The sequence below is a fragment of the Pantoea sp. X-Soil-ISGK-421 genome (genome assembly GCF_059730785.1).
In genome coordinates this window covers 3,169,812-3,191,737 of the sequence record NZ_AP035979.1, presented here as the reverse complement: position 1 = coordinate 3,191,737, position 21,926 = coordinate 3,169,812, and the positions used below count along the sequence as shown (strand labels likewise).

Sequence of the window (21,926 nt, the reverse complement as noted above, 5' to 3'; positions counted from 1 at the left end):
TGTTTATTCGTAATTTTCGTATTTTTATGCTCTTTTGCCGGTTATTGCAAGCGCCGGGCCTGACGTTACTTTACGATTTTCCTGATGCAACACGTGCTAACAGACTGCATTATCTGGGTTTTCCGGCAAGACAAGACAATTCTCATCGAACAAAGTTTTCACTTTCTTGCCATCAAGTGACGATTTTTTAGACATTACACAGTAGTTGGAGCGGCATGTCCGAAGCTTTTACACGACGACGATTATTACAGGGCGCAGGCGCACTATTCATGCTTAGCGTCACGCGCACCGGCTTGGCTGCCAGTCAGCATATTGTGGCGGTGCGTATCTGGCCATCATCGACTTACTCCCGCGTTACATTGGAATCAAACGTTCCCCTCAAGTACAAGCAGTTCACGCTGAGTAATCCCGATCGTCTGGTTATTGATATTGAAAATATGCACATTAATCCGGTACTGAAAGGGGTGGATAGACTGGTGCGTGTGGACGATCCCTACATCAAAACCGCGCGCGTTGGCCAGTTTGATGCCAACACGGTACGGCTTGTGCTGGAGGTGAAGCGTAGCATCGCACCAAAGACCTTCACGCTGGCGCCGGTGGCGGGTATTAAGCACCGCTTGGTGGTTGATCTCTATCCGAGTCAGCAGTCGCGCGAAGAGGATCCGCTACTGGCATTACTGCAGGATTACAATCAGGGCGATCTCGAGCGCGATCAGCCAGTACAGGCGGCGCTGCCGGGGAAAGCGGGGCGCGATCGACCGATTATCATCATGATCGATCCCGGACATGGTGGTGAAGATCCCGGTGCGCATGGCAAATACAAAACGCGTGAGAAAGATATTGTGTTGAAGATCGGTCGCTATCTGAAGGCGCTGATCGACAAAGAGCGCAACATGAAAGCCTACATGACGCGTAATGAGGATGTGTTCATCCCGCTGCGTGTGCGGGTGGCGAAAGCGCGCAAGCAGCGTGCGGATCTGTTTATTTCGATCCACGCCGATGCCTTTACCAGTCGTGCCGCGCGCGGCTCATCAGTATTTGCGCTCTCAACCCGCGGCGCAACCTCCGCGGCGGCGCGTTTTCTGGCGCAAACGCAGAATGAGGCTGATTTGATTGGTGGCGTTAGCATGAGTGGCGACCGTTATCTTGATCACACCATGTTCGATATGGTACAGCGGCAAACCATTAGCGACAGCCTAAAGTTTGGCAAAGAAGTCTTGTCGCGCATGGGGCACATCAACCATTTGCACAAGCGTACGGTCGATCAGGCCGGATTCGCGGTGCTTAAAGCGCCGGATATTCCCTCTATTCTGGTAGAAACCGCATTTATCAGTAATGTAGAAGAGGAACGGAAGCTGCGTACGGCGCGCTATCAGCATCAGGTCGCTGAGGCGATTCTGCAGGGTATTAAGGCGTATTTTGATAAGGGCGCGGCGCTGGCACATCGCTAAAAAACGGATGGCGGTGGCCATCCGTTTTATCTTTCAGTGATTAAGCGAAGGGCAGGGAAGCTTGTTCTTCATCTGCCGCCGTCAGCGGGAGTGCTGCGATCTCGATACCAACAGCATCACTTTGCGTCGTGAGATCACTCTGGTTGAGAACCAGAGTGGCAACTTCTGGCTGCTCAATATCCTGTGCAAACAGACTGGTTTCGTCTTCAATCAGCAAGTCATTCACACTATAGATGCCGCCACCCCAACCTTTGCCGGGTATTTTTTGCGCCGCAATGCTGAAGTTGAAAGGCTCGCTGGTTTGTCCGTCCGCGAAGGCCGTTATTGCATGCTGGCCTGCGTCCAGCGCCGTAGTGATTTCATAATTCCATTTACCTTGCTCATCTGCTTGTACAAAGCCAAGGAATTTAGTGCCTTCCAGAAGCAGGATGTTAGCAAAAGCCGCGCTTTTACCGCTGATCCATGGCGTGGAATCATTAGACAAGCCATTTTCAGGAATAGTATCAAAAGTCTGACCATCCACCAGGTAATCAATCGTCACAGGCTGAATAAACGTTTCAACTTCAATTGTCAGGGTGAATTGGGCGGTTTGGTTATCAGCACGCACTTCCAGCGTTTGCGTGCCCAGCTCAAGATCTTTGAAAGCAGTAATACTCCACTCACCAAAGCCGTTAGTAATTGTTCCACCAATCGGTTCATTGCTGCCTTCAACGAACAGATAAATTACTGAACCCGGTGCCGCTTTGCCCGTAAAATTAGGGCGCAGATCGTTGGTTTTTCCGTTTTCTGGAATACCTTCATACGTTAATAAATAAAAGGCACCAGTGAAGGTTAATGTATGATCAGGGGGCGTGGTATCAATGGTTAAATTTATGTCTGAGCTGTATTTTCCGTTAATAAATGCACGGAAGTTATAGCTGCCATCATTAATATCGTATTCTGGTTTAACGTTCCAGTTGCCATAAATATCCGTATTTCCTGAGGCAACTACATTATTATTTTCATCTACCAGCAAGACCTTCGCATTAGCCGGACCTTTTCCCCGGAAGCTGGGACGAGCGTCATTAGTATGATTACCATCGTGAAGCACGCTGTTATCGCTATAAACCTGAGTAATCTCCACAGGAATTTCGCTATTGTTACCTTCAACAATCAGGTTGATGGGGGCGCCTGGCGCAAAGCCATAACCTGTTTGTTTCACCATGAAATTGTGGTTGCCAGCAGAAATAACATCGGATAAGTCGGCAGTCCAGGTTCCTAAACGTCCCGCTTGCGTGGTGAATAAAAGTTTACCGTTGTCGTAAATTTCTATTTTGGCATAGGCGTAGGCGAAGCCGGATAATAACACATCACCCGTTTTATCCGTTGAACCAGGATTAATTGAGCTCCACTCATTTCCCACTTTGTGTCGGATATCATCTACGACAACTTCGCCAGGTTGAAACTGTGGGCGTGGCCATAAGTTTCTGTAAAAACCCCAAGAGTAAAATTTATTAGAATAAGCCATTTTTAATTTCTCACTGTGCCTGGACAACGCCCGATGCGTTATCAATGGGTGCAGTGTTACGAAAATGAGAAATTGAAAACCTGAGACTTGTCCCGATAAAAATTAACGAAAATGTTTACCTGAGGAATTCATAATTACATCATTAAAAACATGATGTTATGATATTTTAACATTATAAACATTTTGTGAAATCTACTCATGCGCGTTGAGTTTTATGGCAGATAACATGGAGGGGACAGCGATAAAGTGTAAAAACAAAAAAACACCCGTTAAGGTGTTTAAATGATTGGTTGCGGGGGCCGGATTTGAACCGACGACCTTCGGGTTATGAGCCCGACGAGCTACCAGGCTGCTCCACCCCGCGTCCGTCTGCCGCATTACGCGACTTTTCACATTGTATTCTTCTTAAGACAATTGGTTGCGGGGGCCGGATTTGAACCGACGACCTTCGGGTTATGAGCCCGACGAGCTACCAGGCTGCTCCACCCCGCGTCCGTTTGACGCGTTACACACACTTCACATTGTCTCTTCATTTAAGAAGAATTGGTTGCGGGGGCCGGATTTGAACCGACGACCTTCGGGTTATGAGCCCGACGAGCTACCAGGCTGCTCCACCCCGCGTCCGTGGATGCGCACTATACTCTGGACGCGCGGCGATGCAACCCCTTTTTGAGACAAAGCGCTAAATTTACAGTCAGTTGGTGAATAAACTCGCCATTGGGTGGATTATTGTACAGATGTGAGCGCAACCGCTTGTCGCGGATTTCAATCTCTCGGCCCCTTTGCTATCGTCGCCGGGCAAACAATCGATAAAAAGAGAAGGTTATGAAAGGACATTGGGCGAAGTATGCACTTACTGGCGCATTTATCGCGCTGTTAGCGGGCTGTAGTTCTAAACCGACCGACCGGGGTCAACAATATATAGATGGCAAGCTGGAGCAGCCGCTCGGGCTGGTCAATCAGCCGAATGCCAAAGGACGTCCGGTGAACGGCAAAGACTTTAGCGATCAGGTAGTGCAGATTCAAACTACCTCTTCCGGTCTGTTTGGCCGCAATAACGGCACCTATAGCGCAATCCAGAACTGGCTGCTTTCTGGCGCCGATACGCGTCAGCTCAATCAGTTTGGTTTGAATGCTTATCAGATGGAGGGCACCGACAATTATGGCAACGTGCAATTTACTGGCTATTACACGCCGGTAGTGGAAGCGCGTTATACGCGTCAGGGCGAGTTCCAGTATCCCATTTATCGTATGCCACCGCGCCCGCGCGGGCAGAAACTGCCGAGCCGCGCTTCTATCTATAATGGTGGACTCGACGACCGTTACATTATTGCTTACAGCAACTCGCTGATTGATAACTTCATGATGGATGTGCAGGGCAGTGGCTACGTCGATTTTGGTGACGGACGTCCGTTGCGCTTCTTTGGTTATGGCGGCAAAAATGGCTGGGCTTACCACAGCGTCGGTAAAGAGTTGATCGATCGTGGTGAAGTGAAGCGCGAAGATATGTCGATGCAGGCGATTCGTCAGTGGGCGCAGGATCATTCGCCAGCAGAAGTTCGCTCGGTACTGGAAACCAACCAATCCTTCGTCTTCTTTAAACCTGAAGAGTATGTGCCGGTGCGCGGTGCCAGCGCGGTTCCGCTGATTGCCAAGGCGTCAGTCGCCTCTGATCGTTCACTGATTCCAGCCGGAACTGTGCTGTTGGCAGAAGTGCCGCAGCTGAATGAGAAGGGGAAATTTAACGGCAAATATGAGATGCGACTGATGGTGGCGCTGGATGTCGGGGGGGCAATTAAAGGCCAGCACTTCGATATCTATCAGGGCGTTGGTCCGGATGCGGCGCATCTGGCTGGTTTCTACAACCATTATGGCCGCGTCTGGGTGCTGAAAGCCGCGCCGGGTACTGGTCAGCCGGTGTTTAGCAACCCACAAAATGGCAACAACGGTTCGCTGCTGTTAGGGTCTAATTAATGTCTCGTTTTCCCGGAAAGGTTTGGTTATGACAGTAGTAAGCGACGCCTGGCGACAACGTTTTGGCGGCACGGCGCGTCTGTATGGGCAGGACGCGCTTCAGCGTTTTGCCGACGCGCACTTTTGCGTGATTGGTATTGGCGGCGTGGGTTCGTGGGCGGCGGAAGCGTTAGCGCGCACCGGCATCGGTAAAATTACCCTGATTGATATGGACGATGTCTGTATCACCAATACCAATCGCCAGATTCACGCGTTGCAGGGCAAAGTGGGCCAGGCGAAAACCGAAGTGATGGCCGAGCGTATGCGCGCTATCAATCCGGAATGCGAGGTGATTTGTATCGATGACTTCATCACGCCAGAGAATACCGCCGAACTGCTCTCTGCGGGTTTTGACTATGTGATTGATGCGATTGACAGCGTGCGCCCCAAAGCCGCGTTGATTGCCTGGTGTCGTCGCAATAAGATCCCGCTGATTACCACCGGCGGCGCGGGCGGTCAGATCGATCCCACGCAGATTCAGGTTAGCGATCTGGCGAAAACCATTCAGGATCCGCTGGCGGCCAAGCTGCGTGAGAGATTGAAAGGGGATTTCGGCGTAGTGAAGAACAGTAAAGGGAAGCTCGGTATCGACTGCGTATTCTCGACGGAAGCGCTGATGTATCCGCAGCCGGACGGCAGCGTCTGCACCTCACGTTCCACCGCAGAAGGCCCGAAACGTATGGACTGTGCCGCTGGTTTCGGTGCGGCCACCATGGTCACCGCCACCTTCGGTTTTGTGGCGGTTTCGCATGCGCTAAAGAAGTTTCTCGCCAGGGCGGTGCGTCAAACAGCCTGAGTGTGCTGACGCGCCGCGCGTTGCACCGCATCGGCCAGCGCCTGTAAGCCACTGCTGCGCGACGCACTAAGCTGCGCGCGCAGGCCTAAGGTATCAAATAACGCCAGCGGATCTTGCCGCAGCAAGTCGGCTGGCGTTTTGCCTTCCACTGCCGTCAGTAACACCGCCAGCAATCCGCGCACGATGCGTCCTTCACTGTCGCCATAAAAATGCAGCGTGCCGTTGTTCAACAGCTGGCTGCTTAGCCATACGCGGTTTTCACAGCCGCTGAGCTCGATATCCGCCGTCTTTAATGCTTCCGATAACGCAGGCAGCTGACGGCTAAGTTGAATCAACTGGCGATAGCGATCTTCCCATTGATGGAACTGGGTGAATTTTTCCGTCAGGCTGGCTGCGGTAATCAGATCGCCGAACGGATGCGGGGCAAGCAGAGTTGATGTCATTGGCTTATTCACTTAGTAAGTCGACGGCATGATGCATGGCGCGCACCAGCGCATCCACGTCCTGCAGATTATTATAGGGGGCGAACGAGACGCGCAGCGTGCCAGTGACGCTAAGCGCCGCCATAAGCGGCTGCGCGCAGTGCTGCCCTGCGCGCAATGCGATGCCGTGCTCGGCGAGTAGTGTGACGATATCACTATGATGAATGCCTGCAATATCAAACGCCAGCAGGCTGGCATTACCACAACGGAAGCTGCGGAAACCGGGAATGTCGCTCAGCTGCTCTTCGGCCAGGCTCGCCAGCTGCTGGCTCCACATTTCGGCCTTTTCGGCATGATGCTGCGCCAGCCATTCCAGCGCGGCGCTCAAACCCACCACGCCTGCGACATTGGGCGTTCCGGCTTCAAAACGCCACGGCACTGGCTGCGGCGTGAAGCCGTTGAAATCGACTTGCGTCAGCATTTTGCCGCCGCCGTGCCACGGATTCATCGCGTCCAGTAATTCAGCTTTGCCATACAGCACGCCAATGCCCATTGGTCCGTATAGCTTATGGCCGGAAAAGGCATAGAAATCGATATCCAGCGCCTGTACGTCCGGTGGACAATGCACCACGCCTTGCGCACCATCGACCATGACTTTGGCGCCCACGTCATGGGCTAAGCGGATCGCCTGGGCCAGATCCGGACAGCCGCCGGTAACATTCGACATCTGGCTCACGGCCAGCAATCGGGTACGTGAATTAAGCAATGCCGGGAGCTGCGCGATATCGGGCAACCGATCGTCGCCTAGCGGCCATTTCACCACTTTCGCACCTCTGGCCTGCGCCAACATTAGCCACGGCACCAGATTGGCATGATGTTCAGCTTCGCTGACCACAATTTCATCGCCTGCTTGCAGTCGCGGGGCTAGCCAGCTGTTGGCCACCAGATTGATCGCTTCGGTGGTGCCACGCGTCCAGACAATCTGCCGATCGTCTGCCGCATTGAGCCAGCGCGCCACTAAACCGCGTGCCTGTTCATACTTTTCCGTTAACGCGCGGGCAGCAGCGAACTGGCTGCGGTGCACGGTGCCTGCGCTTAAGCTGTAAAACTGAGCGGTCGCGTCAATTACCGCCTGCGGTTTAAGCGCCGTGGCGGCGCTATCGAGATAAATGCCGGCATCGCTCATTGCGGGAAACTGCTGACGAAAGGATGTTGGGGAAAAAATGGTCATACTCGGCCCACTATTAATCATGTTAGGACCAGGCTGAAAGCTAGCCTGTTGCCTGGCAAAGCTGGAAAAGCGCGTTATGCTAATTATTGCAAGGTTTGAACCGAAACCCGCATAACGCATCGCTATTCATAGTCGATTTCACTGGCGCTACCGTTGATGAGCGCATGCGGGTGGTTTAATGCAATCAATCTGCAAGGAGATAGAAGATGAATAAACTCACCGCAGTGCTGGCCGTATGTACTCTGGCCTTTACCCTGTCCGCCTGTTCCAGCAATTACGTGATGCACACTAACGATGGTCGCACTATCGTAGCCGACGGCAAACCTAAAGTTGATGACGAAACCGGTATGATCAGCTATCAGGATGCCAATGGCAACAAGCAGCAGATTAACCGCTCTGACGTCAAAGAGATGGTGGAGATGGGACAGTAAGTAGAGAGATAAAAAATTTCCGGGAGAAATTATTAACGTCGCTTTGCGACGGCCCGGAAGGTGACGCACAGGGATGTGCGGCAAAAAAAAAAAAGCACCGCAATTTGCGGTGCTATTTAAAATCACTATGGACAGACAGGGTAAATCTACAGGAATTAAAAGCTTGATCTGCAAGCGTCAGATCAAAATGCAAACACAACATCACGACCACAAGCCAAAAGCTCTCCAAAAGTCTGCGATCTCTCGCACGTTTCCAGAAATCTTTTCGTTCCGGCTCAGGAAGTGCGGCAACTATAGGTATTTGCTGGAGCTTCCTCAACGGACAAATTATAATGTCTCGGATTAAAAAAACTAATACGTAGCGACTTTGTATAAGTTGAAGTATTACCTTGTCAATCCGGATACGGAAAACCATGTCTAAACGCCTTCCGCCGCTTAATGCTTTACGCGTCTTCGATGCTGCTGCCCGTCATTTGAGCTTCACCAAAGCCGCCGAAGAGCTATTTGTTACCCAGGCTGCTGTCAGCCATCAGATCAAATCTCTGGAAGATTTCCTCGGTCTAAAGCTGTTTCGCCGGAGGAATCGTTCGCTTTTACTGACAGAAGAAGGTCAAAGCTACTATTTAGATATTAAAGAGATTTTCTCCGCCCTGAACGATGCGACGCGTAAGTTACAGGCGCGCAGTGCCAAAGGTGCGCTCACCGTCAGTTTGCTGCCGAGCTTCGCCATTCAGTGGCTGGTGCCACGTCTTTCCAGCTTTAATATGGCTTATCCGGGCATCGACGTGCGTATCCAGGCGGTGGACCGTGACGAGGAGAAATTGGCGGACGATGTTGACGTGGCGATTTTCTACGGTCGCGGCAATTGGCCAGGCCTGCGGGTTGAGAAATTGTATGCCGAATATTTGCTGCCGGTCTGCTCACCGATGCTGCTGACGGGTGATAATCCACTCAAATCGCCGGCTGATTTGGCGCACTGCACGCTATTGCATGATGCATCGCGTCGCGACTGGCAATCCTACACCCGCCAGCTTGGCTTGCAGCACATTAACGTGCAACAGGGCCCGATCTTCAGCCACAGCGCGATGGTACTGCAGGCGGCCATTCATGGCCAGGGTGTGGCGCTGGCCAATAATGTGATGGCGCAGAGTGAAATTGAAGCCGGTCGTCTGGTCTGTCCTTTTAATGACGTATTGGTCAGTAAAAATGCTTTTTATCTGGTTTGTCATGACAGCCAGGCAGAACTGGGTAAAATAGCCGCCTTTCGTCAGTGGATCCTGGAAAAAGCGGCTAATGAACAAGAAAAATTCCGTTTTCGCTACGATCACTAATGCATTGATGGCCGCACAGTGATGTGCGTATTACCTTGAGGATTCTTTGATGTCCAGTCGTGCCATGTTTGTTTTTGCTGCCATTAGCGGATTTTTGCTGGTGGCGTTTGGTGCTTTCGGGGCGCACGTGCTGAGTCAATCACTCGGCCCAGCCGAAATGGCGTGGATACATACCGGCCTTGAATATCAGGCGTATCACACGCTGGCGGTGATTGGCCTGGGTGCCGCCATGCTGCGTCGCGCCAATATCTGGTTTTACTGGAGTAGTGCCGCTATGGCGCTCGGTACCGTGTTGTTCAGTGGCAGCCTCTATTGTCTGGCGCTGTCGCACATGAAGTTTTGGGTTTTTGTTACGCCAGTAGGAGGTTTGTGCTTCCTTATTGGCTGGTTTTTGATGTTGATTGGCGCACTGCGTCTGAAACGAAAGGCAGATCGCCATGAATAAAGTATTGCTCTATTGCCGTCCGGGATTTGAGAAAGAGTGCGCGGCAGAAATCAGCGCGAAAGCCGCTGAGCGTGAGATTTACGGCTTCCCGCGCGTCAAAGATGACTCGGGTTACGTGCTGTATGAATGCTATCAGCAGGAAGATGCAGAAAAGCTGATCCAAACGCTGCCGTTTGCCGAGCTAATCTTTGCACGTCAGATGCTGGTGGTCGGTGAACTGCTGCGCGATTTGCCGCCAGAGGATCGTATCACTCCTATTGTCGGCATGCTGACCGGTGTGGTGGAAAAGGGCGGTGAACTGCGGGTCGAGGTGCCGGATACCAATGAGGCGAAGGAGCTCACCAAGTTCTGCCGCAAGTTAACCGTGCCGCTGCGTGCCAGTCTGCGTGAAAGCAAAATCCTGCTTAACTACGAAACGCCGAAGCGTCCGGTGGTGCACGTCTTCTTTATTGCACCGGGCACGTGTTATGTCGGTTATTCGCTGCCAGAAAACAACTCGCCGTTCTACATGGGCATTCCGCGCCTGAAGTTCCCCTCCGATGCGCCGAGCCGTTCCACGCTCAAGCTGGAAGAGGCATTTCACGTATTTGTGCCCGCCGATGAATGGGATGAACGTTTAGCCAGCGGCATGTACGCCGTCGATCTCGGCGCTTGTCCAGGCGGTTGGACCTATCAACTGGTGAAGCGCAGCATGTGGGTGTTTGCGGTGGATAACGGCCCGATGGCGCCAAGCCTCATGGATACCGGACAAGTCACGCACTGCCGCGAAGATGGTTTTAAATTCCGCCCGCCGCGTACCAACATCAGTTGGCTGGTGTGCGACATGGTGGAAAAACCGGTACGCGTGGCCAGCCTGATGACCGAGTGGCTGGTAAATGGCTGGTGCCGTGAAGCTATCTTCAACCTCAAGCTGCCCATGAAGAAACGCTACGAAGAAGTGACGCAGAATCTGGCGATGATCGATGACGCGCTGAAAGCGCAGGGCATCAATGCGCAGATTCAGGCCCGTCAGCTGTATCACGATCGCGAAGAAGTGACGGTACACGTGCGCCGGTTTTGGGCGGCAGTTGGCGGGCGTCGCGACGAGCGCTAATCCTGCTTCATAATTTGCACTACAGCCGCGTTGGCTGCGTTTGCTCGCCCCGGTCACATACTGATGTATGCTCCCGGGGACTCGCGCACTTGCCGCCTTGCTGTAGCGCAAATTCTTTCGCAGGATGTCAGCTTCATACTTTGCACTACAGCCGCGTTGGCTGCGTTTGCTCGCCCCGGTCACATACTGATGTATGCTCCCGGGGACTCGCGCGCTTGCCGCCTTGCTGTAGCGCAAATTCTTTCGCAGGATGCCAGATTCATACTTTGCACTACAGGGGGGTTGGCTGCGTTTACTCGTCTTGTTCTAGCGCAAATTCTTTCGCAGGATGCATTTTGAAAACGCTATATTATTCCTGGTGCGCATGAATGCCCACCCTACGAAAACCGCGCTCTGTAAACGTAGGGGCGCCATTTATGGCGACCGTTATTTTGCCTGATATCTCAACGTATTGAGATTGCCCTGCAACACCAAATCGCGTTTTAACGTTGATACCTCACGGCAGATTTCCGCCATTTCTCGCTGTTCCTGTAATTTCCCCTGCCACTTGCCTGGAACTTGATCCCATTGCTGATAGATCGTGTCCAGCGAGCCAAACTGCATCAGCAACTCGCGGGCGCTTTTGGGTCCAATGCCAGGCACGCCGGGGATTTTACTGCTGCTGATACCGCATAATCCCCAGTAATCGGGTAACTGTGCAGGCGAGACGCCAAACTCTTGCTCGATAAAGGGCACATCCAGCCAACGCTTCTGAAAATAGTCGCGAATGCGAATGTTGGGGGCCAGTAGCTGACAATAGCCTTTATCGGTGGACACAATCGTTGCCTGATGACCGGCGTCAGCCATTTTCACCGCCAGCGTGGCAGCAAGATCGTCAGCTTCGTCTACATCGGCGACCCAGCAACTGACGCCAACGGCGCGGAAGGCTTCCTGCAGCGCTGGCATCTCCAGATGCAAATCTTCGGGCATCGGCGGGCGACCCGCTTTGTAATCCGGCAGAAGTTGATGACGCCAACCCGGCTGACGATCGTGACTATCAAAAACCGCCACCACGTGCGTGGGCTGAGTGTGGCCTAATAACTGATGCAAGGCGGCAACGCAGCTGTCACGGCACGGGGATCCTTGCACGGCATGCAGACGACGAATCAGATTAAGCGCATCAATGATAAGAAGATGAAACGACATAGCGATAGCGGCAGCCCGCAGGCTGCCTTCCTGATGGGTTATTTGATGATTTCGTAGCAAGGCGTGTAAGCGCTGCCCGGCAGCTTCATGCGCTGCTGCGCGACAAAGCCCTGTAAAAGCTCATCCATGCGATGCATGAGATTGGCATCGCCATGCAGCTTGTACGGGCCTTTCTCGCGGATTTCACGGATCCCTATCTCTTTAACGTTTCCGGCGACAATCCCGGAGAAGGCGCGGCGCAGATCGGCTGCCAACAGCTCGGCAGGTTGATCCGGGAACAACTTCAGGTTAGCCATATTCTCGTGCGTGGGCAGGAAGGGAACCTGTAATTCCGGTGCAATACGAATCGACCAGTTGAAGCTATACGCATCGCCGGTTTCGCGACGATATTCCTTCACCTGCGGCATGGCCTTTTTCATCAGACGCGCGACTTCAGCGGCGTCATCAATGATGATTTTGTAGTGCTTACGTGCTGCTTCGCCCAGCGTGTTAACAATAAAATCATCCAGCACGCGGAAGTAATCGGCGCTCTCTTTGGGGCCGGTCAGAATCAGTGGCAACACCTGCTCGCTGTTGTGCGGATTCATCAGAATACCCAGCAAATACAAGAACTCTTCTGCCGTGCCGACGCCGCCAGGGAAGATCACAATACCGTGAGCCATACGCACAAAAGCTTCGAGGCGTTTTTCAATATCCGGCATGATGATCAGCTCATTGACCAACGGATTCGGTGGCTCAGCAGCAATGATTGACGGTTCGGTTAAGCCGATAAAGCGGCTGTCGTGATAACGCTGTTGCGCATGACCGACGGCCGCGCCTTTCATTGGTGCTTCCATGACGCCAGGCCCGCAGCCGGTACAGATGTTGAGTTCACGCAGGCCCATCTGCGTACCCACGTTGCGGCAATATTGATACTCCACCGCATTGATTGAGTGACCGCCCCAGCAAACCACGGTATTCGGGTATTCGCCGATATGCAGCGCGCGGGCGTTACGCAGAATCGAAAACACCTGGTTAGTGATGTGCGCGGAGTCTTCGGTATCTTCAGGCTGGAAACGTTCGATCGCGGAGAGATGGCCATTAACAAACAGAATATCGCGCAGTACCGCAAACAGGTTGGCCTGCAGCGAACGAATAATACGGCCATCAACAAACGCTTCTTCCGGCGGGTTGATAAGCTCCAGTTTTACACCGCGCTCACGACGCAACACATTGATATCGAAGTTTTCGAAGCGCGAGAGCAATTCCTGACTGCTGTCGGTCTGGCTACCCGAATTAAGTACCGCAAGAGAACAGTTACGAAACAGCTGATAAAGGTCGCTGCTGGCAGTGCGCTTCAGCATGTCAACTTCAAGCTGGGATAGCAGATCCATCGAGCCAAGCGGGCTGATATGTGTAATCAAGAGAACTCCTTTACACGCAAATGCGTGGCTGATGACGCTGCGCTTAACTTATTAACGCAGCGACGAAAATCCCTGGTCGCGCATGCTTTTCAATCGCGCCTTCAACAGAGTAACGTTGTCCCCCGTGAATGCTCAAGAGGAACCGCGCATCCGTGTAGCGGCCTGCGAGGCGTCTCGCAATCTGTTACTGGCGAACCAGGCGGGAAAATCCCGGAGAGAAGGGCACGTTACTGCGCCACGGATTGATATCCAGGCCGCCGCGACGCGTATAGCGTGCATAGACGGTCAATGCTTCTGGCTGACAAAAGCGCTGAACGTCATTAAAAATGCGCTCAACACACTGCTCGTGAAACTCATTATGCTGACGGAATGAGATGAGATAACGCAGCAGCGCTTCGCGATCAATCCGCGGGCCTTTATAACGAATCATCACCGAGCCCCAGTCAGGCTGATTGGTGATTAAGCAGTTGGATTTCAGCAAATGGCTAACCAGGGTTTCTTCAACAATCTCGCGGCCTGCAGCCTGCGCCAGATAATCCGCATTGAATCCGTAATCGTGAATCTCAATATCCTGCTCATCAATCACTTCGCCATTAAAGTGACCAATTGGCTGGCCTTCCACTTCGCTGAGACGGAACAGCGCCACGCTGACCTCGCCGTTGGCGCAGGCGCTGAGATCGCGCTCCAGCGTCTGGCGCACTTCACCCCAGTCGGCGAAAACTGTCTGATTAAAACTGTTAAGATAGAGCTTGAAACTCTTCGACTCGATCAGGTTTTGGCTGTCGGCGCGTAGCACAACTTCGCCCACCGCCACCTGTGGAACGCCTTTGCTGTTGAGCCAGGAGAGTTCGTATAGCGTCCAGATATCCGCGCCGCTAAACGGCAGATTATCCGGATACAGCCCAAGCGGTTCACGATTCAGGCTGCGCGGCACCGATTGCAGCAGCGTGTTATCGTAGCGATCTACATAAGCCGTGGGCTTACCTAAGGTCAGGCCGCTTAGTGCCTGATCCCGGTTTTCAGAAGACATACAGTTACCACTAAATTTCATCAAAGTGGTTAAGTGTAACCTAACACCTGCGAGAATATGAATGATGCAGCAAACCGTAGATGCTCTGCGTGAATTTACCGCCCGCTACGTTGAACATTGGCAGCAACAAACCGGGCATTTGCCCGCCAGCGCCGAACTGATTGGCGTCCCTTCCGACTGCATTGTTAGTACGCTGGATGACCGCGTATTATGGCAGTCGCAACCTTTTACGCTGCCTGCCACGCTTGAAGCGGTGGAGCGCGCGCTGGAGCTCCAGCTAAAACCAGAAATTAGTGCGTTTTACACCACGCAATTTGCTGGCGATATGACAGCAAGGTTTGAGCAGCGGGCGATTACATTACTGCAGGTGTGGAGCGAAGCGGATTTCACCCGCTTGCAGGAAAACCTGATTGGTCATCTGGTAATGAAGCGCCGCTTAAGACAAGCGCCAACGTTATTTATTGCCACCACTGACTCAGATAATGATGTGATAGCGCTGTGCAATCTTACGGGTGAGGTCATTCTGGAAGAGCCTGGTACTAAAAGGCGTGAAATACTGGCGACTTCTGTTGAGACATTTCTTAATGCATTACAGCCAGTTAGTGATTGATTTGCAGATTTTAAGGGCGTGCCTTGTGAGAGATCTCTCACGTGATGTGTGAGAGATCGCTAGATCATGCCGCAGAGTAATGGAAGCCCTAAATGTAAAAATATTGTGAATCATGAACTTATGGCATCTATCTGAAAATCAAGACAGGACTCAAGCTATTAACGCGTCTTACTGGGTTGTTATTGCGATGGTTTCTGGGAGAATAGTCACCACTGGCAGGATGCTGGGGATTAAGAGACGTTCAGGAGAATGTCAGCCATGAGGCGGGAACGTAACGGAGTTTACGGCACAAGGAAGGCTTCAGGATGAAGCAGGACACTCAGGATTGAGTAAGGGACACCTCCAGGACGGAGAATGAGAGCCACGCGGAATGTGGCGGGCCAGGATGCCAGGGACCAATGTCATGATGACAAGCGATGGAAAGCGCAGGAAAAGTTGTCATGGATGAGCAGGGAGCACAGCAGTAGCTGGAATGCTGCAAACGAAAACCGGGAGCACTGTAATCACAGTGCTCCCTTTTTTTATGCCTTTTTTGCGCAGGGCGTGACTGATGATATGCTTGCCGCCCAATTTTTCTCTGGAGGTGGCGTATGTCATCGCAAATGATTATTCAACGCCTGCAGCAGGTCGAAGCAGTAATGCGCGAACACGGCCACTGGCAGACGCAATCGCCTGAGGCGAACGCCTTCGCCAGTACCGAACCTTTCTGTCTCGATACCATGGAGCCACTGCAATGGCTGCAATGGGTGTTGATGCCGCGTTTTTATGCGCTGCTTGAGAGCGGTGCGCCGTTACCACAAAATTTCGCTATCGCACCTTATTATGAAGTGGCATTACCAGCCGACACGTCGGGTTATGCGGCGTTATTGCTGACAATCAACCACTTTGATGCGCTGTTCCAGGAACCTTCCGCCTGATGCTCGAAATCCTCTATCAAGATGAATGGCTGGTCGCCGTAAATAAACCGGCCGGTTGGCTGGTGCATCGCAGTTGGCTCGATCGCAATGAAAAAGTGGTGGTGATGCAAACGGTACGCGATCAGATTGGTCAGCACGTTTTTACCGTGCATCGCCTTGATCGCCCCACCTCGGGCGTATTGCTGATGGGATTATCGAGCGAAGTCGCCCATTTGCTGGCGCAGCAGTTTGAACAGCATCAGATGCAGAAAACCTATCATGCGGTGTTGCGCGGCTGGCTTGAAGGCGGCGCGACGCTGGATTATCCGCTGGTGGAAGAACTGGATAAGATTGCTGACAAATTCGCCACGCAAGAACCCGTGGCACAACCGGCGGTAACGGATTATCAGGCTCTTGCACATGTAGAAATGCCGGTCGCCATCAGCCGTTATAACACCGCGCGCTATACGTTGGTTGAGATGGCGCCGCACACTGGCCGTAAACATCAGCTGCGTCGTCACATGGTGCATCTGCGTCATCCGATTATTGGTGACAGCGCACACGGCGATCTGCGCCAGAATCGTGGTGCGGCGGCACACTTTGGCCTTAATCGCCTGATGCTACACGCCAGCGCACTCCGCTTTACCCATCCTGTCACCGGCGAGCCCTTAGTGATTCGTGCCGGGTTGGATCGCGTCTGGCAGCAGATGCTTGAGCAGTTCGGCTGGCAGGATCAGATCCCTGATGTTCCCAGGGTTGAGTTTGCCCTTGATGCAGTCCAGGATAAGCCGACAGAATAAAGGAGCGGCAAGATGGCAAAGATTGGCATTTTTACAGGTACGGTTTACGGCAATGCACTGCTGGTGGCTGAAGAAGCACAGACGGTGCTGGAAGAGCAGGGCCATGACGTGCAGGTGTTCGAAGATCCGTCGATGGCAGATTGGCAGGCATACAGCAAAGATGTCGTGCTGATTGTCACCTCAACCACCGGACAGGGCGACTTCCCGGATAACATTGCCCGCCTGTATGTCGCGGTGCGTGATGAGCTGGGTTATCAGCCAGAATTACGTTACGGTGTGATTGGCTTGGGTGACAGCAGCTATGACAATTTCTGTGGTGCAGGTAAAACCTTCGATGTCACCTTGCAGGATCAAAGTGCAAAGCGTGTTGGAGAGATGTTACTGGTGGATGCGACGGAACATCCTGAACCAGAATCGGTGACATCACCGTGGGTGGAGAGCTGGGGTAAGTTGCTGTAATGAATAAGGTCGCCATGAATGGCGACCCTACATTAACCTGCCAGATTAGCCATTACGTTACCGGCGCGGGATTAAATACCGCCAGCTGATTGCGAATCCCCCAGCGATCCGACCACGTTTGCTTGCGTCCGCTGGCTATATCCAGAATCAACTCAAACAGTCGCCAGCCGACCTGCTCAATACTCTCTTCACCGGTTGCAATGGTTCCGGCATTAATATCCATCAAATCATGCCAGCGCTCAGCCAGCGCATTGCGCGTCGCCATTTTAATCACTGGGATAGCCGCCAACCCGTAAGGCGTGCCGCGTCCGGTGGTGAACACCTGCAAGGTAATGCCCGATGCCATCTGCTGCGTGCCACAGACGAAATCGCTGGCTGGCGTGGCCGCATAAATTAGCCCGCGTTTAGTTGGGCGCTGTCCTGGCGATAACACTTCAACAATCGGGCTGCGACCTGATTTAGCAATCGAGCCCAGCGCTTTCTCCACCACATTCGCCAGCCCACCTTTTTTGTTGCCCGGTGAGGGATTGGCGCTGCGATCGGTTTGCCCCTGGCTGAGATAATCGTCATACCACGCCATCTCTTCCAGCAGCCGTTGACCAACGGCTTCATCTACCACGCGTGGCGTTAGCAGATGAATGGCATCACGCACTTCGGTCACTTCCGAGAACATCACCGTTGCACCACAGCGCACCAGCAAATCAGAAGCAAATCCCACGGCGGGATTCGCCGTTACGCCCGAGAAGGCATCGCTGCCGCCACACTGCGTGCCGATCACCAGCTCTGATGCTGGACAGGTTTCGCGCTGGCGTTGATTGAGCTTTTTCAGATGGCGCTCGGCGACCTGCAGGATTTCATCCACCATCGCACCAAAGCCCACCAGCCGCTCATCCTGCAAACGCACAATGTCGTGGTCATCCAGTGAAATGGCCTGCACATCCGGTGTGCCGGTCAGCAGACGTTCCGGCTGTAATTTCTCGCAGCCGAGGCTGACGATCATCACTTCGCCACCGAAATTGGGATTCAAAGCCAGGTTGTGAATGGTGCGAATCGGCACCACAGCAGCGGGCGCATTGATTGCCACGCCGCAGCCATAAAGGTGATTCAGCGCCACCACGCCGTCGACATTGGGATAACGCGGCAATAAATCACGTTCGATTATCTGCACCACGTAATCCACTACACCCGCCACGCAGTGAACGCTGGTGGTGATACCGAGAAGATTGCGCGTTCCGACGCTGCCATCGGCGTTGCGATAGCCTTCGAAAGTGTAACCTTCCAGCGGCGGCAAGGCGGGCGGCACATTGTTCGCCAGTGGCAAACTAGTGAGCGGTGGTGCTTCGGGCAGCGCCACCAGTGATTCTTCAATCCAGCTACCTTGGGCGATCGGACGCAGCGCGTAGCCAATCACCTCGCCGTAGCGCAGGATGGCGCCATCTTGCGGGATGTCGCTCAGCGCGACTTTATGCCCCTGCGGCACATGCTCAGTCAGTTGCAGTCCGTCGTCGAAACGGGTGCCTGACGGCAATCCCTGATTGTTGACCACGATTGCCACGTTATCGGCATCGTGTACTTTGATATAGAGCGGTTTTTCTGTCAGAGGACGGTTCATTGCTCACCTTCCAGTTCGTCGCACTGTACTTAGCAGCGCGGTTTAAATGTGTTCATCACGTCATCGTTTTTTGCCAGCCTCAGTATATGCAGGGGTATTTGCGTAACGCATTGTGCAACTGACTGGCTTTAAGGGGATTTATCCGCGCAATTTGGTTCGTTTATCCAAACGCAAGTGAAGGGACTCACAAACTGCGGTCGGCCTGTACGTTTACCAGGCAAAATCAGGGTGAAAAAAAGCGTTCCGTGAGCCACGCCGCAGCGTTATGTGCAGATGCCATAAAATCATTCTTATTCATCCTTAATCCTCATGCTTTCTTCCAATGTTTCGCCGCCAGGCTGTTCCTATACTGATTCTCGTTCTTCAACGTTAGGTTATTCGTCACGACGCATCATCGTTTTGCCAAATATAAAAATCGCCGTGTTTAACCCAACTTCTCTCTGATACCCAACGCGATGTGTATGCAGTCAGAGCGGATGTAGCTCACGCTATATTTCAGGAGTGCATCATGAATAGTTTCAGCCAGACAGCGGAAGCGGTGCAAAAGCGCACCAATGCCCGTTACTGGATTGTGGTGATGTTATTTATCGTCACCTCGTTCAACTACGGTGACCGCGCAACCATTTCGATTGCCGGTTCGGCAATGTCCAAAGATATCGGTCTCGATACAGTCGGACTGGGCTACATCTTCTCCGCCTTCTCGTGGGCTTATGTGATTGGTCAGATTCCGGGCGGCTGGCTGCTCGACCGCTTCGGCTCAAAACGCGTCTACTTCTGGAGCATCTTCACCTGGTCGCTGTTTACCTTGCTGCAAGGCTTCGTCGATGTATTCAGCGGCTTCGGCATCATCGTTTCATTGTTTATGTTGCGATTCCTGGTGGGTTTAGCTGAGGCGCCATCCTTCCCCGGCAACAGCCGTATTGTTGCGGCCTGGTTCCCGGCGCAGGAGCGCGGCACCGCCGTAGCGATCTTCAACTCGGCGCAATACTTCGCCACGGTGATTTTCGCGCCCATCATGGGTTGGCTGGTATCAGAAGTGGGCTGGGCTCACGTGTTCTGGTTCATGGGCGGATTGGGCATCATCCTCAGCTTCATCTGGCTGAAAGTGATCCACGATCCCACCGATCATCCGGGCGTTAATAAAGCCGAGTTGGAGTACATGGAGCAGGGCGGTGCGCTGATCAACATGGACGCCAAAAAGGATGACCGCAAAGTCAGCTGGAGCGAGAAGTGGTTTCAAATTAAACAGCTGCTCTCCTCACGCATGATGCTGGGCATCTATCTCGGCCAGTATTGCGTCAACGCTTTAACTTACTTCTTTATTACCTGGTTCCCGGTGTATCTGGTGCAGGCGCGCGGCATGTCGATTCTGAAAGCCGGCTTTATCGCTTCGATCCCGGCGGTGTGCGGCTTCCTCGGTGGCGTATTGGGCGGTGTGATTTCCGATTACCTGATGCGTAAAACCGGCTCGCTGAATATCGCGCGTAAAACGCCGATTGTGCTCGGCATGCTGCTTTCCATTTCGATGGTGATGTGTAACTACACCGACACTGAATGGGTAGTGGTGTTCTTCATGGCCCTGGCGTTCTTTGGGAAAGGCATTGGTGCGCTGGGTTGGGCGGTGATGGCGGATACCGCACCGAAAGAGATCAGCGGCCTGAGCGGGGGTCTGTTCAACATGTTCGGTAACTTCTCCGGCATCGTCACGCCAATTGCTATCGGTTACATCATCGCCACCAGCGGATCCTTCGAAGGCGCGCTGATTTATGTCGGTATCCATGCCTTTGTCGCCGCATTTAGCTTCCTGGTGATTGCGGGCGATATCAAGCGCGTCGAGCTGAAAACCAGGCCATAAGGACGGAATATGACTACGCAAAGCACGCCGGTGATCACCGAAATGCAGGTGATTCCGGTTGCCGGTTACGACAGCATGCTGCTCAACATCGGGGGCGCGCACAGCGCCTGCTTCACCCGCAATATCGTGGTGCTCACTGACAGTGCGGGACATACCGGCGTCGGTGAAGCACCAGGCGGTGAAACCATCTACCAAACGCTGATTGAGGCGATTCCGCAGGTTAAAGGCCAGCAGATTGCTCGCATGAATCGTCTGGTGCAGCAGGTGCATAAAGGCAACCAGTCGGCGGATTTCGATACGTTCGGCAAAGGCGCGTGGACCTTCGAACTGCGCGTCAACGCGGTCGCCGCGCTGGAAGCGGCACTGCTCGATCTGCTCGGCCAATGCCTCGGCGTGCCGGTGGCGGAACTGCTCGGTCCAGGTCAGCAGCGTGATGAAGTGACGGTACTTGGCTATCTGTTCTATCTCGGCGATCGCCGTAAAACCGATTTGCCGTATTTGACCGGCGAAGGGGCCAGCCACGATTGGTACCACTTGCGCCATCAGGAAGCGCTAACACCGGAATCCGTGGTGCGTCTGGCGGAAGCGGCGCAGGACAAATACGGCTTCAAAGATTTCAAACTCAAAGGCGGCGTGCTACCGGGCGAGCAGGAGATTGAGTCGGCGGCGGCACTGAAAAAACGTTTCCCCGATGCACGCATTACCGTCGATCCCAACGGCGCCTGGACGCTCGACGAAGCCATTCGCTTATGTAAGGGCATGGGTGATGTGCTGACCTACGCCGAAGATCCGTGCGGTGCCGAACAGGGCTATTCCGGACGCGAAGTAATGGCCGAATTCCGCCGCGCCACCGGATTGCCTGTCGCCACCAATATGATTGCCACCAACTGGCGCGAAATGAACCACGCGGTGATGCTCAACTCCGTCGATATTCCGCTGGCCGATCCGCACTTCTGGACGCTGAGCGGCGCGGTGCGGGTAGCGCAACTGTGTGACGATTGGGGATTAACCTGGGGTTGTCACTCGAATAACCACTTCGACATTTCGCTGGCGATGTTCACCCATGTGGGCGCAGCGGCGCCGGGCAAACCGACCGCCATTGATACGCACTGGATTTGGCAGGAGGGCGATCAGCGCCTGACCAAAGAGCCGCTGCAGATCCGCAACGGCAAAATTGCCGTGCCGGATAAGCCGGGCCTCGGCGTTGAGCTGGATTGGGATCGTTTGCATCAGGCCAACGCATTGTACAAATCGCTGCCAGTTGGTGCGCGTAATGACGCCACCGCTATGCAGTATCTGGTTCCCAATTGGTCATTCGACCGCAAGCGTCCGGCCTTCGGTCGCGGCTAAGTCTAA

Annotated in this window: 20 protein-coding genes and 3 tRNA genes; 13 read left to right on the top strand and 10 right to left on the bottom strand. The window is 53.3% G+C overall.

The genetic code is table 11. The annotated features are described in order from the left end of the window. Positions 1-215 precede the first annotated feature (215 nt). On the top strand, positions 216-1,451 hold the full coding sequence (gene amiC / locus AC6I8K_RS14870) for an N-acetylmuramoyl-L-alanine amidase AmiC (protein ID WP_483816048.1): 1,236 nt from the start codon (positions 216-218) through the stop codon (positions 1,449-1,451). A 40-nt stretch (positions 1,452-1,491) separates the two neighbouring features. Here amiC and AC6I8K_RS14865 read toward each other — a convergent pair whose 3' ends face one another. The 4 genes from AC6I8K_RS14865 to AC6I8K_RS14850 all read right to left on the bottom strand — a co-directional run bounded on the left by AC6I8K_RS14865 (position 1,492) and on the right by AC6I8K_RS14850 (position 3,579). Further along, the gene (locus AC6I8K_RS14865) at positions 1,492-2,958 is read right to left on the bottom strand and encodes an Ig-like domain-containing protein (protein WP_497826960.1); all 1,467 of its coding nucleotides are present in this window, start codon (positions 2,956-2,958) and stop codon (positions 1,492-1,494) included. A gap of 287 nt (positions 2,959-3,245) precedes the next feature. Continuing rightward, positions 3,246-3,322: transfer RNA gene (locus tag AC6I8K_RS14860), tRNA-Met, on the bottom strand. A 51-nt stretch (positions 3,323-3,373) separates the two neighbouring features. Beyond that, positions 3,374-3,450, bottom strand: a tRNA-Met gene (locus AC6I8K_RS14855). Between the two features lie 52 nt (positions 3,451-3,502). After that, positions 3,503-3,579, bottom strand: a tRNA-Met gene (locus AC6I8K_RS14850). A 204-nt stretch (positions 3,580-3,783) separates the two neighbouring features. Here AC6I8K_RS14850 and mltA point away from each other — a divergent pair. Then, positions 3,784-4,932 carry a murein transglycosylase A gene (gene mltA, locus AC6I8K_RS14845; protein WP_064738050.1) on the top strand — a complete coding sequence of 383 codons (1,149 nt, stop codon included), beginning with the start codon at positions 3,784-3,786 and terminating at the stop codon, positions 4,930-4,932. Between the two features lie 28 nt (positions 4,933-4,960). After that, complete coding sequence (gene tcdA / locus AC6I8K_RS14840; RefSeq protein WP_064738049.1) at positions 4,961-5,767, top strand: tRNA cyclic N6-threonylcarbamoyladenosine(37) synthase TcdA; 807 nt, start codon at positions 4,961-4,963, stop codon at positions 5,765-5,767. Here the strand turns inward: tcdA and csdE are convergent. Beyond that, positions 5,755-6,210: a cysteine desulfurase sulfur acceptor subunit CsdE gene (csdE, locus tag AC6I8K_RS14835; RefSeq protein WP_497826959.1), complete on the bottom strand. Its 456-nt coding sequence runs from the start codon at positions 6,208-6,210 to the stop codon at positions 5,755-5,757. The genes tcdA and csdE overlap by 13 nt on opposite strands. Positions 6,211-6,214: 4 nt before the next feature. Further along, positions 6,215-7,420, bottom strand: coding sequence for a cysteine desulfurase CsdA (csdA, locus tag AC6I8K_RS14830; protein WP_497826958.1), 1,206 nt, complete (start codon positions 7,418-7,420; stop codon positions 6,215-6,217). A gap of 206 nt (positions 7,421-7,626) precedes the next feature. Between csdA and AC6I8K_RS14825 the strand changes: the two genes are divergently transcribed. The 4 genes from AC6I8K_RS14825 to rlmM all read left to right on the top strand — a co-directional run bounded on the left by AC6I8K_RS14825 (position 7,627) and on the right by rlmM (position 10,720). After that, complete coding sequence (locus AC6I8K_RS14825; RefSeq protein ID WP_008109575.1) at positions 7,627-7,851, top strand: YgdI/YgdR family lipoprotein; 225 nt, start codon at positions 7,627-7,629, stop codon at positions 7,849-7,851. A 413-nt stretch (positions 7,852-8,264) separates the two neighbouring features. After that, positions 8,265-9,182 carry a transcriptional regulator GcvA gene (locus AC6I8K_RS14820; RefSeq protein WP_008109573.1) on the top strand — a complete coding sequence of 306 codons (918 nt, stop codon included), beginning with the start codon at positions 8,265-8,267 and terminating at the stop codon, positions 9,180-9,182. A gap of 49 nt (positions 9,183-9,231) precedes the next feature. Next, positions 9,232-9,627, top strand: a complete 396-nt coding sequence (locus AC6I8K_RS14815) for a DUF423 domain-containing protein (protein WP_064738045.1) — start codon at positions 9,232-9,234, stop codon at positions 9,625-9,627. Then, positions 9,620-10,720, top strand: a complete 1,101-nt coding sequence (gene rlmM / locus AC6I8K_RS14810; protein ID WP_483816044.1) for a 23S rRNA (cytidine(2498)-2'-O)-methyltransferase RlmM — start codon at positions 9,620-9,622, stop codon at positions 10,718-10,720. The genes AC6I8K_RS14815 and rlmM overlap by 8 nt, the downstream gene beginning before the upstream one ends. A gap of 426 nt (positions 10,721-11,146) precedes the next feature. Here rlmM and xni read toward each other — a convergent pair whose 3' ends face one another. The 3 genes from xni to queF all read right to left on the bottom strand — a co-directional run bounded on the left by xni (position 11,147) and on the right by queF (position 14,338). After that, on the bottom strand, positions 11,147-11,905 hold the full coding sequence (xni, locus tag AC6I8K_RS14805) for a flap endonuclease Xni (RefSeq protein ID WP_497826957.1): 759 nt from the start codon (positions 11,903-11,905) through the stop codon (positions 11,147-11,149). Positions 11,906-11,943: 38 nt separating this feature from the next. Further along, a complete protein-coding gene (ppnN, locus tag AC6I8K_RS14800; RefSeq protein ID WP_064738042.1) occupies positions 11,944-13,308 on the bottom strand; it encodes a nucleotide 5'-monophosphate nucleosidase PpnN in 1,365 nt (454 codons plus the stop codon). A 184-nt stretch (positions 13,309-13,492) separates the two neighbouring features. Beyond that, positions 13,493-14,338, bottom strand: a complete 846-nt coding sequence (gene queF / locus AC6I8K_RS14795) for an NADPH-dependent 7-cyano-7-deazaguanine reductase QueF (RefSeq protein ID WP_064738041.1) — start codon at positions 14,336-14,338, stop codon at positions 13,493-13,495. Positions 14,339-14,399: 61 nt separating this feature from the next. On the opposite strand from queF, the gene syd reads away from it, so the two are divergent. From syd to AC6I8K_RS14775, 4 genes are all read left to right on the top strand, one after another. Continuing rightward, positions 14,400-14,948 carry a SecY-interacting protein gene (syd, locus tag AC6I8K_RS14790; RefSeq protein WP_497826956.1) on the top strand — a complete coding sequence of 183 codons (549 nt, stop codon included), beginning with the start codon at positions 14,400-14,402 and terminating at the stop codon, positions 14,946-14,948. Positions 14,949-15,538: 590 nt separating this feature from the next. Then, entirely contained in the window at positions 15,539-15,865 is a 327-nt protein-coding gene (locus tag AC6I8K_RS14785) for a YqcC family protein (protein ID WP_483816041.1), read from the top strand. Further along, the gene (truC, locus tag AC6I8K_RS14780; protein WP_064738037.1) at positions 15,865-16,644 is read left to right on the top strand and encodes a tRNA pseudouridine(65) synthase TruC; all 780 of its coding nucleotides are present in this window, start codon (positions 15,865-15,867) and stop codon (positions 16,642-16,644) included. Before AC6I8K_RS14785 ends, truC begins: the two co-directional genes overlap by 1 nt. Before the next feature lie 12 nt (positions 16,645-16,656). Beyond that, positions 16,657-17,103: a flavodoxin gene (locus AC6I8K_RS14775; protein ID WP_497826955.1), complete on the top strand. Its 447-nt coding sequence runs from the start codon at positions 16,657-16,659 to the stop codon at positions 17,101-17,103. Positions 17,104-17,155: 52 nt separating this feature from the next. On the opposite strand, the gene garD is transcribed toward AC6I8K_RS14775, so the two are convergent. Beyond that, positions 17,156-18,715 (bottom strand): galactarate dehydratase, encoded by a 1,560-nt coding sequence (gene garD / locus AC6I8K_RS14770; RefSeq protein WP_497826954.1) that lies wholly within the window; start codon positions 18,713-18,715, stop codon positions 17,156-17,158. A gap of 508 nt (positions 18,716-19,223) precedes the next feature. On the opposite strand from garD, the gene AC6I8K_RS14765 reads away from it, so the two are divergent. Next, positions 19,224-20,570: an MFS transporter gene (locus tag AC6I8K_RS14765; protein ID WP_483816038.1), complete on the top strand. Its 1,347-nt coding sequence runs from the start codon at positions 19,224-19,226 to the stop codon at positions 20,568-20,570. Between the two features lie 9 nt (positions 20,571-20,579). Next, positions 20,580-21,920: an enolase C-terminal domain-like protein gene (locus tag AC6I8K_RS14760; RefSeq protein WP_483816037.1), complete on the top strand. Its 1,341-nt coding sequence runs from the start codon at positions 20,580-20,582 to the stop codon at positions 21,918-21,920. Positions 21,921-21,926 lie beyond the last annotated feature (6 nt).

What these genes read in the sequence shown, in the direction of transcription:
- amiC (WP_483816048.1), top strand. Translation starts at nt 216, where the DNA reads ATGTCCGAAGCTTTTACACGACGACGATTATTACAGGGCGCAGGCGCA.
- AC6I8K_RS14865 (WP_497826960.1), bottom strand. Translation starts at nt 2,958, where the DNA reads ATGGCTTATTCTAATAAATTTTACTCTTGGGGTTTTTACAGAAACTTA.
- mltA (WP_064738050.1), top strand. Translation starts at nt 3,784, where the DNA reads ATGAAAGGACATTGGGCGAAGTATGCACTTACTGGCGCATTTATCGCG.
- tcdA (WP_064738049.1), top strand. Translation starts at nt 4,961, where the DNA reads ATGACAGTAGTAAGCGACGCCTGGCGACAACGTTTTGGCGGCACGGCG.
- csdE (WP_497826959.1), bottom strand. Translation starts at nt 6,210, where the DNA reads ATGACATCAACTCTGCTTGCCCCGCATCCGTTCGGCGATCTGATTACC.
- csdA (WP_497826958.1), bottom strand. Translation starts at nt 7,420, where the DNA reads ATGACCATTTTTTCCCCAACATCCTTTCGTCAGCAGTTTCCCGCAATG.
- AC6I8K_RS14825 (WP_008109575.1), top strand. Translation starts at nt 7,627, where the DNA reads ATGAATAAACTCACCGCAGTGCTGGCCGTATGTACTCTGGCCTTTACC.
- AC6I8K_RS14820 (WP_008109573.1), top strand. Translation starts at nt 8,265, where the DNA reads ATGTCTAAACGCCTTCCGCCGCTTAATGCTTTACGCGTCTTCGATGCT.
- AC6I8K_RS14815 (WP_064738045.1), top strand. Translation starts at nt 9,232, where the DNA reads ATGTCCAGTCGTGCCATGTTTGTTTTTGCTGCCATTAGCGGATTTTTG.
- rlmM (WP_483816044.1), top strand. Translation starts at nt 9,620, where the DNA reads ATGAATAAAGTATTGCTCTATTGCCGTCCGGGATTTGAGAAAGAGTGC.
- xni (WP_497826957.1), bottom strand. Translation starts at nt 11,905, where the DNA reads ATGTCGTTTCATCTTCTTATCATTGATGCGCTTAATCTGATTCGTCGT.
- queF (WP_064738041.1), bottom strand. Translation starts at nt 14,338, where the DNA reads ATGTCTTCTGAAAACCGGGATCAGGCACTAAGCGGCCTGACCTTAGGT.
- syd (WP_497826956.1), top strand. Translation starts at nt 14,400, where the DNA reads ATGATGCAGCAAACCGTAGATGCTCTGCGTGAATTTACCGCCCGCTAC.
- AC6I8K_RS14785 (WP_483816041.1), top strand. Translation starts at nt 15,539, where the DNA reads ATGTCATCGCAAATGATTATTCAACGCCTGCAGCAGGTCGAAGCAGTA.
- truC (WP_064738037.1), top strand. Translation starts at nt 15,865, where the DNA reads ATGCTCGAAATCCTCTATCAAGATGAATGGCTGGTCGCCGTAAATAAA.
- AC6I8K_RS14775 (WP_497826955.1), top strand. Translation starts at nt 16,657, where the DNA reads ATGGCAAAGATTGGCATTTTTACAGGTACGGTTTACGGCAATGCACTG.
- garD (WP_497826954.1), bottom strand. Translation starts at nt 18,715, where the DNA reads ATGAACCGTCCTCTGACAGAAAAACCGCTCTATATCAAAGTACACGAT.
- AC6I8K_RS14765 (WP_483816038.1), top strand. Translation starts at nt 19,224, where the DNA reads ATGAATAGTTTCAGCCAGACAGCGGAAGCGGTGCAAAAGCGCACCAAT.
- AC6I8K_RS14760 (WP_483816037.1), top strand. Translation starts at nt 20,580, where the DNA reads ATGACTACGCAAAGCACGCCGGTGATCACCGAAATGCAGGTGATTCCG.